The organism is Pseudomonas sp. BN414 (assembly GCF_029871275.1).
In the GTDB taxonomy this organism is placed as follows: domain Bacteria; phylum Pseudomonadota; class Gammaproteobacteria; order Pseudomonadales; family Pseudomonadaceae; genus Metapseudomonas; species Metapseudomonas resinovorans_C.
This window is the reverse complement of the sequence record NZ_SSOL01000067.1, coordinates 1-15081: the sequence shown is the minus strand read 5'-3', so window position 1 is coordinate 15081 and position 15081 is coordinate 1. Positions and strand designations below refer to the sequence as shown.

General features: G+C 64.0%; 16 protein-coding genes. 7 read left to right on the top strand and 9 right to left on the bottom strand.

All coding sequences use genetic code 11. The features are described 5' to 3' along the window. Nucleotides 1–22 precede the first annotated feature (22 nt). Nucleotides 23–388 (top strand): DUF4870 domain-containing protein, encoded by a 366-nt coding sequence (locus E8E95_RS15990; protein WP_028626898.1) that lies wholly within the window; start codon nucleotides 23–25, stop codon nucleotides 386–388. A 55-nt stretch (nucleotides 389–443) separates the two neighbouring features. On the opposite strand, the gene E8E95_RS15985 is transcribed toward E8E95_RS15990, so the two are convergent. Further along, nucleotides 444–1223: an exodeoxyribonuclease III gene (locus E8E95_RS15985; protein ID WP_069086259.1), complete on the bottom strand. Its 780-nt coding sequence runs from the start codon at nucleotides 1221–1223 to the stop codon at nucleotides 444–446. An 80-nt stretch (nucleotides 1224–1303) separates the two neighbouring features. On the opposite strand from E8E95_RS15985, the gene pyrE reads away from it, so the two are divergent. Beyond that, a complete protein-coding gene (gene pyrE / locus E8E95_RS15980; protein ID WP_280351782.1) occupies nucleotides 1304–1945 on the top strand; it encodes an orotate phosphoribosyltransferase in 642 nt (213 codons plus the stop codon). 22 nt (nucleotides 1946–1967) lie between these two features. After that, nucleotides 1968–2561: a DUF4124 domain-containing protein gene (locus E8E95_RS15975; RefSeq protein WP_280351780.1), complete on the top strand. Its 594-nt coding sequence runs from the start codon at nucleotides 1968–1970 to the stop codon at nucleotides 2559–2561. 6 nt (nucleotides 2562–2567) lie between these two features. Here E8E95_RS15975 and E8E95_RS15970 read toward each other — a convergent pair whose 3' ends face one another. The 5 genes from E8E95_RS15970 to coaBC all read right to left on the bottom strand — a co-directional run bounded on the left by E8E95_RS15970 (nucleotide 2568) and on the right by coaBC (nucleotide 8301). Next, nucleotides 2568–3011 carry a thioesterase family protein gene (locus E8E95_RS15970; RefSeq protein ID WP_280351778.1) on the bottom strand — a complete coding sequence of 148 codons (444 nt, stop codon included), beginning with the start codon at nucleotides 3009–3011 and terminating at the stop codon, nucleotides 2568–2570. 59 nt (nucleotides 3012–3070) lie between these two features. Next, the gene (gene argB / locus E8E95_RS15965) at nucleotides 3071–3976 is read right to left on the bottom strand and encodes an acetylglutamate kinase (protein WP_028626893.1); all 906 of its coding nucleotides are present in this window, start codon (nucleotides 3974–3976) and stop codon (nucleotides 3071–3073) included. Between the two features lie 21 nt (nucleotides 3977–3997). After that, a complete protein-coding gene (locus E8E95_RS30545; protein WP_348532580.1) occupies nucleotides 3998–6541 on the bottom strand; it encodes a phosphomannomutase/phosphoglucomutase in 2544 nt (847 codons plus the stop codon). 89 nt (nucleotides 6542–6630) lie between these two features. Continuing rightward, complete coding sequence (gene dut, locus E8E95_RS15955) at nucleotides 6631–7086, bottom strand: dUTP diphosphatase (protein ID WP_280351776.1); 456 nt, start codon at nucleotides 7084–7086, stop codon at nucleotides 6631–6633. Nucleotides 7087–7092: 6 nt separating this feature from the next. Further along, the gene (gene coaBC, locus E8E95_RS15950; RefSeq protein WP_280351774.1) at nucleotides 7093–8301 is read right to left on the bottom strand and encodes a bifunctional phosphopantothenoylcysteine decarboxylase/phosphopantothenate--cysteine ligase CoaBC; all 1209 of its coding nucleotides are present in this window, start codon (nucleotides 8299–8301) and stop codon (nucleotides 7093–7095) included. Between the two features lie 135 nt (nucleotides 8302–8436). Between coaBC and radC the strand changes: the two genes are divergently transcribed. Continuing rightward, nucleotides 8437–9111 (top strand): DNA repair protein RadC, encoded by a 675-nt coding sequence (gene radC / locus E8E95_RS15945; RefSeq protein WP_280351772.1) that lies wholly within the window; start codon nucleotides 8437–8439, stop codon nucleotides 9109–9111. On the opposite strand, the gene E8E95_RS15940 is transcribed toward radC, so the two are convergent. Next, nucleotides 9108–10682, bottom strand: coding sequence for an ABC transporter substrate-binding protein (locus tag E8E95_RS15940; RefSeq protein ID WP_280351770.1), 1575 nt, complete (start codon nucleotides 10680–10682; stop codon nucleotides 9108–9110). The genes radC and E8E95_RS15940 overlap by 4 nt on opposite strands. 358 nt (nucleotides 10683–11040) lie before the next feature. On the opposite strand from E8E95_RS15940, the gene rpmB reads away from it, so the two are divergent. After that, complete coding sequence (gene rpmB / locus E8E95_RS15935) at nucleotides 11041–11277, top strand: 50S ribosomal protein L28 (protein ID WP_077525540.1); 237 nt, start codon at nucleotides 11041–11043, stop codon at nucleotides 11275–11277. A 10-nt stretch (nucleotides 11278–11287) separates the two neighbouring features. Further along, entirely contained in the window at nucleotides 11288–11443 is a 156-nt protein-coding gene (rpmG, locus tag E8E95_RS15930) for a 50S ribosomal protein L33 (RefSeq protein WP_003464575.1), read from the top strand. Between the two features lie 193 nt (nucleotides 11444–11636). Here the strand turns inward: rpmG and E8E95_RS15925 are convergent, their stop codons facing one another. Together E8E95_RS15925 and E8E95_RS15920 are read right to left on the bottom strand one after the other, a co-directional pair. Then, nucleotides 11637–12002 (bottom strand): cupin domain-containing protein, encoded by a 366-nt coding sequence (locus E8E95_RS15925; protein WP_280351768.1) that lies wholly within the window; start codon nucleotides 12000–12002, stop codon nucleotides 11637–11639. 14 nt (nucleotides 12003–12016) lie between these two features. Further along, the gene (locus E8E95_RS15920; RefSeq protein ID WP_280351766.1) at nucleotides 12017–13357 is read right to left on the bottom strand and encodes an aspartate aminotransferase family protein; all 1341 of its coding nucleotides are present in this window, start codon (nucleotides 13355–13357) and stop codon (nucleotides 12017–12019) included. 229 nt (nucleotides 13358–13586) lie between these two features. On the opposite strand from E8E95_RS15920, the gene E8E95_RS15915 reads away from it, so the two are divergent. After that, nucleotides 13587–15080: an aldehyde dehydrogenase gene (locus tag E8E95_RS15915; RefSeq protein WP_280351763.1), complete on the top strand. Its 1494-nt coding sequence runs from the start codon at nucleotides 13587–13589 to the stop codon at nucleotides 15078–15080. The last annotated feature ends 1 nt before the right edge of the window (nucleotide 15081 follow it).

The window sequence follows — 15081 nt, the reverse complement described above, 5'->3', positions numbered from 1 at the left end:
ATCCGCACGAGGAGACGTGGGAATGGACGAACCTACTCAGTATCAGGAGCCGAACCGGGAAGTACGGCAATGGGCGATGTTCTGCCATTTCTCCGCCTTCCTCGGCCTCGTGTTTCCCTTCGGCAACCTGCTGGGGCCCCTGATCGTCTGGCAGATCAAGAAGGACCTCGATCCTTTCGTCGACGCCCAGGGCAAGGAAGCGCTGAACTTCCAGATCACCGTGGCACTGGCCGTTGTGCTGTGCTTCCTGCTGATGCTGGTGGTGATCGGCTTCCCGCTGCTCGGCCTGGTGAGTATCGGTGCGCTGGTGCTGACCATCATCGCCGGGATCAAGGCCAACGAAGGTCAGGCGTATCGCTACCCCTTCTGCTGGCGCCTGGTGAAATAGGCCGAATCGCGGACAAGAAAAAGCCGGCTCGAAAGCCGGCTTTTTTCTGTCTGGATCACACGCTCAGCAGCCAGTCGTAATCAACGATCAGCGGCGCATGCTGCGAGAAGCGCGGTTGGCGCGGCAGCTTGGCGCTGCGCACGAAACGACGCAGGCCCGGGGTCAGCACCTGGTAATCGAAGCGCCAGCCGAGGTTGAGCATCTCGGCCTGTTCGCTGTCCGGCCACCAGCTGAACTGGTCACCTTCGCGGCTGACCTCGCGCAGGGCATCGACATAACCCATGTTGCCGAACACCTCGTCCATCCACGCACGCTCGGGCGCGAGGAAGCCGGGGATCTGCTGGCAATCGCGCCAGTTCTTCACATCCAGCTTCTGATGAGCGACGTACAGCGAGCCGCAGTAGATGTACTCGCGACGCTTGCGGCGCTGCTTGTTGAGGTAATGGGTGAGGTCGTCCATGAACTTGAACTTGTGGTTCAGGTTCTCGTCCCCGCCTTGCCCGGATGGCAGCAGCAGGGTGGCGATGCTCACTTTGTCGAAATCTGCCTGCAGGTAGCGTCCGTACCGATCGCAGGACTCGAAACCGAGTCCCCAGATAACCGCCTTGGGTTGCAACCGCGAATAGAGCGCCACGCCACCTTGGGCTGGCACTTCGGCATCGCCGGCATAGAGGAAATAACCATCCAGTTGGAAGGCAGGGTCGTCCAGGTCGAAGGCGGAGGCACGGGTGTCTTGCAGGCAGATCACGTCGGCATTCTGAGCTTGCAGCCAGCTGAGGAGACCTCGCTCGGCTGCCGCTTGAATACCATTCACGTTCACACTGATGATCCGCATAAATGGCCCCCAAAAACACGTGCGTGTATGATACCCGAGCTCTTTCTATTTAGCTAAATCCGTGCCGTCCGAGGCTTTTCATGCAGGCGTATCAGCGCGATTTCATTCGCTTTGCCATCGAGCGCGGAGTTCTGCGTTTCGGTGAGTTCACTCTCAAATCTGGTCGTACCAGCCCTTACTTCTTCAACGCCGGCCTGTTCAACAGCGGCCTGGCGCTTGCCCAGCTCGGCCGATTCTATGCGGCTGCGGTGGTCGACAGCGGCATTCCTTTCGATGTGCTGTTCGGCCCGGCCTACAAGGGCATTCCGCTGGCTGCGGCTACTGCCGTGGCGCTGGCCGAGCATCACCAGATCGACACCCCGTGGTGCTTCAATCGCAAGGAAGCCAAGGATCATGGCGAAGGCGGCACCCTGGTCGGCGCCCCCCTTTCCGGTCGCGTGCTGATCATCGATGACGTGATTACCGCCGGCACGGCGATCCGCGAAGTCATGCAGATCATCCAGGCCCAGGACGCCCAGGCAGCCGGTGTGCTGATCGCACTGAATCGCCAGGAACGCGGTCAGGGCGAACTCTCGGCTATACAGGAAGTAGAGCGCGACTTCGGCATGCCGGTCATCAGCATCGTATCCCTGGAGCAGGTACTGGAGTACCTGGCCGGTGACGCGGAGCTGAAGAAGCACCTGCCAGCCGTGGAAACCTATCGCACCAACTTCGGTATCTGACCATTCGGGGCCGGGAGTCCTCATGCTGAAGTCGCCTGCATTCCGCCACAGCCTGGCGTTGGTTCTGCTGCTGCCGGCGCTGGCCGGCGCGGCCGAGCTGTATCGCTACGTCGATGACAAAGGCGTGACCGTCCTGGATCGTCAGGGCGTTCCGCCGGAATACATCGGCAAGGGCTATGAAGTGCTCAACGAGCAGGGCCGGGTCATTCGCGTGATCCCGCCTGCGCCGAGCCGTGAGGAAATGCAGCGTCAGCTCGACGCCAAGGCCCGCGCCAGTTCCGATGCCCAGTTGCTGCGTCTCTACACCAGCGTCGAGGACGTCGACCGCGCCCTGGGACGCAAGCTCGCCGAGCTGGATGGGATGATCGGCGTTGCTCGGGGCAACCAGCAGTCGCTGCGCACCCAGCAGTCCAACCTGCAGAGCCAGGCCGCGGAAAGCGAGCGGGCCGGACGTGAAGTGCCGGCCCACTTGGTGGAGCAGATCAACAACCTGCGCGACCAGCAGAAAGGCCTTGATACGGATATCGCCCGCTACGAGAAGAGCCGCGAGTCGGCCAAGGCCGCATTCGCTGCCGATCGTGCACGGCTGGCCGAATTGCTCGGCGGAGTTCGCTGACGCGGCTCAGTTGGCCGGTGCGACTCGCTCGAAACCCCGCACCCTTTCCCTCAGCCAGTCCGGCAAGCGCAGGCTCTTGCGATTGCCGGCGTCGGCATGCACGTAGACCACCTCGCCCGAGGTGAGCTGTTCGTTTCCACGCCAGATTCCCAGTTCGAAGGCCATGCTCGCGCCACCCAGGCGGCTGACCCGCACGCCGATATCCAGCAGGTCGTCGAAGCGCGCCGGCGCCAGGTATTCGAGCAGCGTCTTCACCGCGAAAAAGTCGCCGCCATCCTTCAGCAGGTCGGCCGGGTAGGCGACTTCCACGCTTCGGAAATACTCGGTGATGGCGACGTCGGCGTAGGTCAGGTAGTTGCCATTGAAGACGATGCCTTGCGGGTCGACTTCGGCCCAGCGCACACGCAGGGGGTGGAAGAAACTGAAACTCTCACGGGACAGCTTGGCCATTTCTGCTCCTTGAAAAAGAACAGGCCGGATCACTCCGGCCTGTCTGGGTTTCGCTCCGCTCAGTGACGCTTGCGGTTGGTGATCAGGGTGCCGACACCGCTGTCGGTGAAGATCTCCAGCAGTACCGCATGGGGCACGCGACCGTCGATGATGTGCGCGGCATTCACGCCGCCCTGCACCGCATCCAGGGCGCAGCGGATCTTCGGCAGCATGCCGCCGTAGATGGTGCCATCGGCGATCAGGTCGTTGACCTGCTCGGTGGACAGGCCGGTGAGGACCTGGCCCTGCTTGTCCATCAGGCCGGCGATGTTGGTCAGCAGCATCAGCTTCTCGGCCTTCAGCGCCTCGGCCACCTTGCCGGCCACCAGGTCGGCGTTGATGTTGTACGACTCGCCATTGGCGCCGACACCGATCGGGGCGATCACCGGAATGAAGTCGCCCTTCACCAGCATGTTCAGCAGGTCGGTATTGACGCTGGCGACCTCGCCCACGTGGCCGATGTCGATGATTTCCGGCTGGGTCATCTCCGGGGTCTGGCGGGTGACGGTGAGCTTCTTCGCGCGAATCAGCTCAGCGTCCTTGCCGGTCAGGCCGATGGCGCTGCCGCCGTGGCGGTTGATCAGGTTGACGATGTCCTTGTTCACCTGGCCGCCGAGGACCATTTCCACCACATCCATGGTCTGCGCGTCGGTCACGCGCATGCCGTCGACGAAGTGGCTTTCGATGGACAGGCGCTTGAGCAGGTCACCGATCTGCGGGCCGCCGCCGTGCACCACCACGGGGTTGATGCCGACCGCCTTCATCAGCACTACGTCGCGGGCGAAGCTGGCCTTCAGCTCGTCGCTTTCCATGGCGTTGCCGCCGTACTTGACCACCAGGGTCTTGCCGACGAAGCGGCGGATATAGGGCAGCGCTTCGGACAGGACCTGGGCGACGTGGGAAGCAGCGTCAAGGCTGAGGGTCATGCTGGGCTCCAGTGAAACGGATCAGAACGGCAGGTTGAGTTCAGGGGCGATGAGGGTGAGCTGGCTGCGGAACACCTGCTTGATGCGCTCCAGCTCTTCCTCGGTGTCGGCCTCGAAGCGCAGCACCAGCACGGGAGTCGTGTTGGAGGCGCGGCACAGGCCCCAGCCCTTCGGATAATCGACGCGCACGCCATCGAGGGTAGTGAGGTTGGCTTCGCCCCAATTGGCCTCGCGCTGCAGGCGCTCGATCAGTTGGAACTTGGTCTCGTCGGTGACGGTGATGTTGATTTCCGGAGTGGAGACGTCTTTCGGGAAGGCCGAGAACACATGTTCGGCATCACGCTTGTCCTGGCTGAGGATTTCCAGCAGGCGCGCAGCGCTGTAGATGCCGTCGTCGAAGCCGTACCAGCGCTCCTTGAAGAAGATGTGGCCGCTCATTTCGCCAGCCAGCAGGGCGCCGGTTTCCTTCATCTTCTTCTTGATCAGCGAGTGACCGGTCTTCCACATCACCGGGCGGCCGCCGTAGCCGCTGATGAGGGAGGTCAGGCGGCGGGTGCATTTGACGTCGAAGATGATGTCGGCGCCCGGGTTGCGCGATACCACGTCCTTGGCGAACAGCATCAGCAGGCGGTCCGGGTAGATGATGGTGCCTTCGTTGGTCACCACGCCGACACGGTCGCCGTCGCCGTCGAAGGCCAGGCCCAGGTCGGCCTTCTCTTCTTGCACCTTGGCGATCAGGTCTTCCAGGTTCTCCGGCTTGCCCGGGTCCGGATGGTGGTTCGGGAAGGTGCCGTCAACGTCGCAGAAGAGCGGGATCACGGTGCAGCCCAGGGCTTCGATCAGCTGCGGGGCGATCACGCCGGCGACGCCGTTGCCGCAGTCCACTACCACTTTCATGGGCTTGGCCAGGGCGATGTCGTCGCGGATTTCGCGGAAGTAGCGGTCCAGCACGTCGACCGCTTCAATGCTGCCGACGCCGCTGGCCAGGTCGTTGTTCTGGATGCGGGTGTGCAGGGCGGTGATCTGTTCGTTGGCCAGGGTTTCGCCGGCGACCATGATCTTGAAGCCGTTGTAGTCCGGCGGGTTGTGGCTGCCGGTGAGCATCACGCCGGATTTGCCAGCCAGGACGTTGGCGGCGTAGTAGAGCGCCGGAGTCGGCACCATGCCGACGTCGGTGACCTGGCAGCCGCAATCCATCAGGCCCTGGATCAGCGCCTGGACCAGCTCGGGGCCGGACAGGCGACCGTCGCGGCCGACCGAAACGCAGGGTTCGCCGCGAGCCAGGCTCTCGGAGCCGATGGCGCGACCTACCCAGTAGGCGGTTTCTGTGGTGAGGGTATCGCCGACCACGCCGCGGATGTCATAGGCGCGGAAAATGCTGGCGGGCAGGGGGGGAGCGATCTGTTCGATGCTGGTCATGGCGGGGGCTTGCTCCAATCCCAGGAGGTCCTGGTCTTCGTCGAGGATGTCGATATCGAGAATGTCGGTATCTTGGAAAAGCGGGTCGGCCGATTCGGTCGGTCGGGCGGATGCCGGGGCAACATGGTTGCCGGCCTGCGCCTGGACCAGGCCATTGTCCGGCGCCGGCTCGGGTTTGCGCCTGGGTTGGCGGGCTAGCGCCTGGGCCAGGCTGTCCAGCGCCGGCAGGCGCAGACTGAAGGCTTTGACGCTCTTGCCGTTGGAGAGTTCTTGCAATAGTTGATTGAGCTGCTGGGCGTCGTCGCGCAACTTGCGTTGCAGGGCGCCCTGGCTGAGTTTCAGACCGAGCACTGCACCGCCAAGAGCGAGCAGGGCGGCCAGGGCCAGCAGCAGGGGCGAGAAGTTGGTCTGGGTCAGGGCCTGGCCGGGCGTGAAGCTGAGCTTCCAGTTCGGATTGCCACTGTCCAGGGCGATGGGTGCAGCGCCGCCAGCCTGGCCGCGCTGGGCGAGGACCTGGATCGGGGCATTGCTGAATTGCTGGGTCAGCTGCAACTGGCCGATATCCGCCGATACCGACGGCAGGCTGCGCAGCAGTCGATCCAGGTCGAACACCATCAGCAGGGTGCCCTGGGAGACGCTCTGCTCATTCAGGCGCAGCGGCGCGGCGCTGTAGACCAGCCAGCGCTCTCCCACCTTGTAGGCTTCCGGGCTGGGTTGCTGGCCACTTTCCAGGCGCCGCAGCATGTCGAGCGCAGCGAAGTTCATCGGCGCGGCACGCTGGGTGTTCTGCTGGGCCTGCCCGGGCAAGTTGAGGTGGGCATCGACCACGCCGTCGCGATAACCCAGTCCACGTTCGGCCGCCAACAACTGGCCAGCGTCGCCACCGGTGAGGGCGGTGATCAGGCTGGGGTCATGGGCGGCGGCACTGGTATCGGCCTGCAGTTGGGCGATGGCCTGGCGCAGGGTAGCGGCCTGACTACCGCCCCAGGCCTGGCCGAGCTGGTCGATCCGGGCCTGCTCGGCAGGGCCGAGGACACCAAACCAGAGCAGCGCACCGGCTGCGGCGACACCCGTGAGGGCGGCGAGCGCACCGGGGAGCAGGTCGTCAGAGCCCTTGCGAACGGCCCGGGAGTCGGCCGGCCGGATGGCCGCTCCATTGGTGGCGGCGTCCTTGCTGCTGCGCTTGAAGAGTTTCACTGAACGTCTCCTGGGCGGTTCGTCCTGGTGTGGTTCTGTCAGTGGCTGCCAGTGTGACCGAACCCGCCGGCACCACGTTCGCTTTCGTGGAACTCGTCGACCAGTTCGAAGTGCGCCTGGACCACGGGCACCAGTACCAGTTGGGCGATACGTTCGCCAATGGCGATGCGGAAGGCGGTCTGGCCGCGGTTCCAGCAGGACACCATCAGCTCGCCCTGATAGTCGGAGTCGATCAGACCCACGAGGTTCCCGAGGACCACGCCGTGCTTGTGGCCAAGGCCCGAACGCGGCAGAACCAGCGCGGCCAGGCTCGGGTCGGCGATGTGGATCGACAGGCCGGTGGGAATGAGGATGGTCTGGCCCGGCTCGAGGACGACTTCTTCCTTGAGCATGGCACGCAGGTCGATGCCGGCGGAGCCTGGGGTGGCGTATTGCGGCAGCGGGAATTCGCTGCCGAGACGGGAATCGAGGATCTTGGCTTGCAGTGAGTGCATGGAGTCTCAGGCCTGGTTGAGGCGGTCGGCGATGAAGGCGATCAGCTGGCGGGCGATCTTGCCCTTGCTGGTCTGGGCGAAGCTGGATTGGGCCAGGTCACGGTCGATGACGGTGATGGCGTTCTCCTCGCTGTTGAAGCCAATGCTCGGGTTGGCCACGTCATTGGCGACGATAAGGTCGAGGTTCTTGTCCTTGAGCTTGCGCGAAGCGTACTCGAGCAGGTTCTCGGTCTCGGCGGCGAAGCCCACGCTGAAGGGGCGGTCGACGCGACCGGCGAGCGTCGCGAGGATATCGGGGTTGCGTACCAGCTGCAGTAGCAGGCCCTCGCCACTGGTCGGGTCTTTCTTCATTTTGTGCTGTGCAACCACTTCCGGGCGGTAATCAGCCACAGCGGCGGCGGCGATCAACAGGTCGCAGGGCATGGCCGCTTCACAGGCGGCGAGCATGTCGCGGGCGCTGACGACGTCGATGCGGTTGACCCGATCCGGCGTGGGCAGGTGAACCGGGCCGGTGATCAGGGTCACCTTGGCGCCGGCTTCAACGGCAGCCTCGGCGAGGGCGAAGCCCATCTTGCCGGAGCTGTGGTTGGTGATGTAGCGCACCGGGTCGATGTTTTCCTGGGTCGGGCCGGCGGTGATCAGCACATGGCGTCCGGTGAGTGCGCGGTGCTCGAAGCAATCGGCAGCATGTTGGGCCAGTTCCTCGGCTTCGAGCATGCGGCCCAGGCCGACGTCGCCACAGGCCTGGCTGCCGGCTGCCGGGCCGAACAGGCGCAGTCCGCGTTTGGCGAGGAGCTCCAGATTGGCCTGGGTGGCCGGATCGCGCCACATGGCCTGGTTCATCGCGGGAGCGAGGGCAACCGGGGCATCGGTGGCGAGCACCAGGGTGGTCAGCAGGTCATCCGCGATGCCTTGCGCCAGACGTGCCATCAGATCGGCCGTGGCCGGCGCGATCAGCACCAGGTCGGCCCAGCGCGCCAGCTCGATATGACCCATGGCCGCTTCGGCGGCGGAGTCGAGCAGTTCGAGGTGAACAGGATGCCCGGAGAGGGCCTGGAGGGTCAGCGGGGTGATGAACTCGCGGCCGCCCTGGGTCATTACCACGCGGACCTCGGCGCCCTGGTCGCGCAGTCGGCGAACCAGTTCAGCGCTCTTGTAGGCGGCAATGCCGCCGCCCACGCCCAGAAGGATGCGTTTCCGATAGAGCCGCTGCATAGGCCTGCCTTTATGAGGTTGAAGATGTGCTGCGGCGAAGGCGCCTCCCCAGGCCGATCGTCGCGCAAAAAAGGTGGGTTAAGATAGCACAGCGCCCGCACTGGAACAGCGGCGCGGCTCAACCATGGAGGTGTCATGAGCATCCGCAATTGGCCCGCGGCGGAGCGTCCGCGGGAGAAACTTCTGGAACTGGGGGCGGCGGCCTTGAGCGACGCCGAGCTCCTCGCCATTTTCCTGCGCACCGGGGTGGCTGGCCGCAGCGCCGTCGACCTGGCGCGCCACCTGTTGAGCGACTTCGGTAGCCTGCGCGCATTGCTGGAGGCCGAATTGCAGGAGTTCAGCCAGCACCTGGGCCTCGGGCCGGCCAAGTTCGCCCAGCTGCAGGCGGTGTTGGAAATGTCACGTCGCCACCTGGCCGAGGGGCTGCGCCGTGACTCGGCACTGGAAAGTCCCCAGGCGGTGCGTGATTTCCTCAAGGCGCAGTTGCGCCATTCCCACCACGAGCAGTTCGCGTGCCTGTTCCTCGACGCCAAGCACCGGGTGCTGGCCTTCGAAGTGCTGTTCCACGGCACCATCGATGGCGCCAGCGTCTATCCCCGCCAGGTGGTCAAGCGCTCGCTGGCGCACAACGCGGCGGCGCTGATCCTCAGCCACAACCACCCTTCCGGGGTCGCCGAGCCCAGCGAAGCCGATCGTCAGCTGACCCGGCGTCTCAAGGAGGCGCTGGCGCTGATCGACGTGCGCGTGCTTGACCACTTCATCGTGGGGGATGGTGAGCCGCTGTCGATGGCCGAACGGGGCTGGGTCTAGTTCAGCCTCACCTTCGAGAAGTCCTGGCGGCCGAAGGGGCTGACCTGATAGCCCTCGACGTTCGAGCGGGTCAGGGCGAAGGCCGTGGGATGGGCCAGGGGCAGCCAGAGTGCCTGCTCGCGGATGATCTGCTGTGCCTTTGTATAAAGGCTGGTGCGCTCGGCCGGGTCGGTGTGGCTCTTGCCGTCGGCGATCAGCTTGTCGAGCCCGGCGTCGCAGTAGCGTGCGAAGTTGAGCCCGGATTGCACCGAGGCGCAGGAAAACTGCGGGGTGAGGAAGTTATCCGGGTCGCCGTTGTCGCCGGCCCAGCCCATGAACAGCAGGTCGTGCTCGCCGGCCTTGGCGCGACGGATCAGCTCGCCCCACTCGATCACGCGGATCTCGGCCTGAATGCCCACCTTGGCCAGGTCGGCCTGGAGGAGCTGGGCACCCAGGCTCGGGTTGGGGTTGAGCAGGCTGCCGGAGGGGCGGGTCCAGATGGTGGTCTTGAATCCGTCCTTCAGGCCCGCCTGGGCAAGCAGGGCCTTGGCTTTCTGCAGGTCGTGCGGGTAAGCCGGCAGGTCCTTGGCGTAGCTCCAGGTGTTCGGCGGGTACGGGCCGTCGGCTGCGGTGGCGCTGCCTTCGAACACGGCCTTGATGTAGCTCGGCTTGTCGAAGGCGAGGTTGATCGCCTGGCGGACTTCGGGCTTGTCCAGCGGCGGATGCTGGCTGTTGATGCCGACGAAGGCAGTCATGAACGCGGGGGTCTGGATCACCTTGATGCTCTTGTCGCTGGCTGCCGACTGCACATCCAGGGGTTTGGGCGACAGGGCGACCTGGCATTCGCCGCGACGCAGCTTCTGCAGGCGCACATTGGCGTCGGGGGTGATGGCGAAAACCAGGCCATCGACGCCCGGTTTGCCGCCGAAGTAGTCGGGGTTGGCGGCGTAGCGAACAGCAGCGTCCTTCTGGAAGCGACGGAAGACGAACGGGCCGGTGCCGATGGGCTGGGCATTGAGCTTCTCGGGTGTGCCTGCCTTCATCAGCTGGTCGGCATATTCGGCCGAATAGATGGAAGCGAAGCCCATGCTCAGGGTGGCGAGGAAGGTGGAGTCCGGCTTGTTGAGGGTGAAGCGCACCTGCCGGTCATCCAGTTTGTCGATGCTCTTGATGAGGCCGGGCAGTTGCATGGATTGGGCATGGGGGAACCCGCTTTGCGCAACCTTGTGCCAGGGGTTGGCCGGGTCGAGCATGCGCTGGAAGCTGAACACCACGTCGTCAGCCGCCAGCGGGCGGCTCGGCTTGAAGTAGTCGGTCGAATGGAAGGCCACGCCCTGGCGTAGCTGGAAGGTGTAAGTCAGTCCATCGGCGGAGACATCCCAGCGTTCAGCCAGCCCCGGCACCAGTTTGCTGGCCTGCGCGTCGAACTCCACCAGTCGGTTCATCAGCACATCGGCCGAGGCATTGGTGGTGGTCAGGGAGTTGTACTGCACCACGTCGAACCCCTCGGGGCTGGCCTCGGTGCAGACGCTCAATGTGGCGGCCTGGGCAAATAGCGGGGCGAACAGCAGCGGGAGGGCGGCGAAACGCATGGCAAGCTCCTTTGCATGGGAGGGCGGGCCCGCGGCGGGCCAAAGGCCTTACCCTAGACCAAGCCAGGGCGGCGGACAATGCGCGAGGGCGACGAGCGGTTACCTCTCCGGAGCCCCCTTGGTGCGGCGGCGCGGGTATGATTGCGGCTTCTCGGGGCCTGTGGGTAAAACGCTACGTCCCTTGCTGCACTAGGGCCTTTCTGATATAAAGCAGCGCTCTTTTCTGGGGGCCCGGTCTTTCGCAGTCACAATGCGGCCGGTAAGACCCCGACGAGACGGGCGTTCAAGCGCCCAAAAATGTGAGAGTTCAAGCGGCCAACCCATGCCGGGTTGGGCATGTGGTTTAGAGGGCTGAGTCATGTCGAGAGTCTGTCAAGTAACCGGTAAGGGTCCGGCTACTGGGAACAACATTTCCCACGCAAACAACAAAACCCGTCGTCGTTTCCTGCCGAACCTGCAGCACCATCGCTTCTGGGTCGAGTCCGAGAAGCGCTTTGTACGTCTGCGCGTTTCCGCCAAGGGTATGCGTGTCATCGACAAGCGCGGCATCGACGTAGTTCTGTCTGAACTGCGCGCTCGCGGCGAAAAGGTTTAAGGAGCTAATCATGCGTGAACTGATCCGTTTGGTGTCCAGTGCCGGTACCGGCCACTTCTACACCACCGACAAGAACAAGCGCACCACTCCCGACAAGATCGAAATCAAGAAATTCGATCCGGTCGTGCGTAAGCATGTGATGTACAAGGAAGCCAAGATCAAGTAATTGATCCGGCCCTTGTCGAGAAAGCCCGCCTAGTGCGGGCTTTTTCATGTCTGCGATTTTCTGCCGATTGATGGTCCCGGGCTACGGACTTGCCTTGTGGAGAAAAAGCAGCCCTTCGGTTTTGCCCATAAAAAAGCCCGCCAATGGCGGGCTGAAGGGTGACAAGCATTGGGCAGGGCAGGGCAGGGCAGGCTTAGCCGGCAGCCTGCTCGAAGATCACATAGACCTTGCGGCAAGGCTCGAGCACCTCCCAGGTGCCCGAGAAGCCGGCCGGGATGACGAAGCGATCGCCGGCCCGCACGGTCTTGGCGTTGCCGTCCGCATCGCGGATGACCGACACGCCCTGGAGAATCTCGCAGTATTCGTGCTCGCTGTAGCTCACGGTCCAGTGGCCGGCGGCGCCTTCCCAGATCCCTACGTTGAACTGGCCACAGGGGCTGCCGTAGTGGTTGCGCACGCTCTGCTCGGGATCGCCCTTGAGGATCTTCTCGGGGGCCGGGCGGTAATGCTCCGGTGCGGTGGTGGCCTGGGCGAAGTCGACGATCTGCTGGATGTTCATTGTGCGGTCCTTGTTCAGACGGCCTTGCGGATGGAGTCGGCGAGCTTGCCGACGAGAATGTCGATCTGTTCCTTTTCCACGATCAGCGGCGGCGACATGGCGATGGTGTCGCCGGTGACGCGCACCATCACGCCGTCATGGAAGCATTGTTCGAATACCTGGAAGCCGCGTTTGCCGACGCCTTCGGCGCTCGGTGCAAGCTGGACGCCGCCGACCAGGCCGACGGCGCGAATGTCGATCACGTTGGGCAGGTCGCGCAGGCTGAGCAGCGCGTCCTGCCAGTAGCTCTCTAGCTCGACGGTGCGCTCGAACAGGCGCTCACCCTGGTAGATGTCCAGGGTTGCCAGGGCGGCGGCGCAAGCCACCGGGTGGCCGGAGTAGGTATAGCCGTGGAAGAACTCGATGGCACTTTCCGGGCCGTGCATGAAGGCCTGGTAAATCTCCTCGGCGACGAACACTGCGCCCATGGGAATGGCGCCGTTGGTCAGGCCTTTGGCGCAGGTGATGATGTCCGGGGTGACGCCCCAGCGCTGGGCGGCGAAGGCTTGGCCGACGCGGCCGAAGCCGGTGATGACTTCGTCGAAGATCAACAGGATGCCGTGCTTGCGGGTGATGTCACGCAGCCGCTGCAGGTAGCCCACCGGGGGCAGGATCACGCCAGCCGAGCCGGACATGGGCTCGACGATCACGGCGGCGATGTTCTCGGCGCCATGCAGGGTCACCAGGCGTTCCAGTTCGTCGGCCTTCTCGATGCCGAACTCCGGCAGGCCGCGGCTGAAGGCATTGCGCTGGATGTCCAGGGTGTGCGGCAGGTGATCGATATTAGGCAGCAGGGCGGGGAACGCCTTGCGGTTGTTGACCATGCCACCCACCGAAATGCCGCCGAATCCTACGCCGTGGTAACCCAGCTCGCGGCCGATCAGGCGGGTGCGGGTGCCCTGGCCGATGGCGCGCTGGTAGGCGAGGGCGATCTTCAGCGCCGTATCCGCCGACTCCGAACCGGAGTTGGTGAAGAACACCTTGTTGAGACCTTTGGGGGCGATGTCGGCCAGGCGTTCTGCCAGCTCGAAGGGCAGGGGATGCCCCATCTGGAAGGTCGGTGCGAAATCCAGCTTGGCGATCTGCTTGCTCACCGCCTCGGTGATCTCGCGGCGACCGTGACCGGCGTTGCAGCACCAGAGCCCGGCGGTACCATCAAGGACCTGGTGGCCATCGGTGCTGGTGAAGTACATCCCTTCGGCACTTTCCAGCAGGCGCGGTTTGGCCTTGAACTGGCGGTTGGCGGTGAAGGGCATCCAGAAGTCGTCCAGGCTGTTGGATATTCTGCCCGGTTGAGGTGCGACGGCGTTTGTCATTGTGACCACCAGGGAAGGCGAGGTGAGGTGTTGTAGTGATTTTGGCGGAGTCTATGTTTAATATAACGAACATGACAAGGTCGTTTGGCCGGCAACTGTAAAATATATTGAAAAGGCCAGTCTCCCTGGTTTAGGGTTGCGAGGATGGCCAGATGTAGGTCGGCCTTGCAGAATTTTTGACAGTGCATGCCTGAGCTGGCGGCACTCTTCTAATAAGAGGAAAGCTCCGATGACCACCCTGACCCGTGCAGACTGGGAACAACGCGCCAAGTCCGTGCAGATCGAGACCCGCGCCTTTATCCATGGCGAATACACCAACGCCGTTTCCGGCGAGACCTTCGATTGCATCAGCCCGGTCGATGGTCGTCTGCTGGGCAAGGTCGCCAGCTGCGATCTCGCCGACGCCGAGCTGGCAGTGAAGGATGCCCGCGCCGTGTTCGAGTCCGGTGTGTGGTCGCGCCTGGCGCCGGTCAAGCGCAAAGAAGTGATGATTCGTTTCGCCGACCTGATCGACGCCCACGCCGAAGAGCTGGCCCTGCTGGAAACCCTGGACATGGGCAAGCCGATCAGTGACTCCCTGAGCGTCGACGTCCCGTCCGCATCCCGCGCCATCCGTTGGAGCGGCGAGGCCATCGACAAGATCTACGACGAAGTGGCGGCCACCCCCCACAACGAACTGGGCCTGGTGACCCGCGAGCCGGTAGGCGTTGTCGCGGCCATCGTGCCGTGGAACTTCCCGCTGCTGATGACCTGCTGGAAACTCGGCCCGGCGCTGTCCACCGGCAACTCGCTGGTGCTGAAACCCTCCGAGAAGTCGCCGCTGACCGCCATTCGCCTGGCCCAGCTGGCCATCGAAGCCGGTATCCCGGCGGGCGTGCTGAACGTACTGCCGGGCTTCGGCCACACCGTGGGCAAGGCCCTGGCCCTGCACATGGATGTCGACACCCTGGTGTTCACCGGCTCCACCAAGATCGCCAAGCAACTGATGATCTACGCCGGCGAATCCAACATGAAGCGCGTCTGGCTGGAAGCCGGCGGCAAGAGCCCGAACATCGTCTTCGCCGACGCCCCTGACCTGCAGGCCGCGGCCGAAGCCGCTGCTGGCGCCATCGCCTTCAACCAGGGTGAAGTCTGCACCGCAGGTTCGCGCCTGCTGGTGGAGCGCTCCATCAAGGACACGTTCGTGCCCATGGTGGTCGAGGCGATCAAGGCCTGGAAACCGGGCAACCCGCTGGACCCGGCGACCAACGTCGGTGCCCTGGTGGATACCACCCAGATGAACAACGTTCTGTCCTACATCCAGGCTGGCCATGACGACGGCGCCAAGCTGGTGGCCGGTGGCAAGCGCGTGCTGGAAGAGACCGGCGGCACCTACGTCGAGCCGACCATCTTCGACGGCGTGAGCAACGCCATGCGCATCGCCAAGGAAGAGATCTTCGGCCCGGTGCTCTCGGTCATCGCCTTCGACAGCGAAGAAGAAGCCGTCGCCATCGCCAACGACACCATCTATGGCCTGGCCGCAGCGGTATGGACCAGCAATCTGTCCCGCGCTCACCTGATCGGCAAGGCCCTGCGCGCCGGCAGCGTGTGGATCAACCAGTACGACGGCGGCGACATGACCGCGCCCTTCGGCGGCTTCAAGCAGTCCGGCAACGGCCGCGACAAGTCGCTGCATGCCTTCGACAAGTACACCGAGCTGAAAGCCACCTGGATCAAGCTCTGAC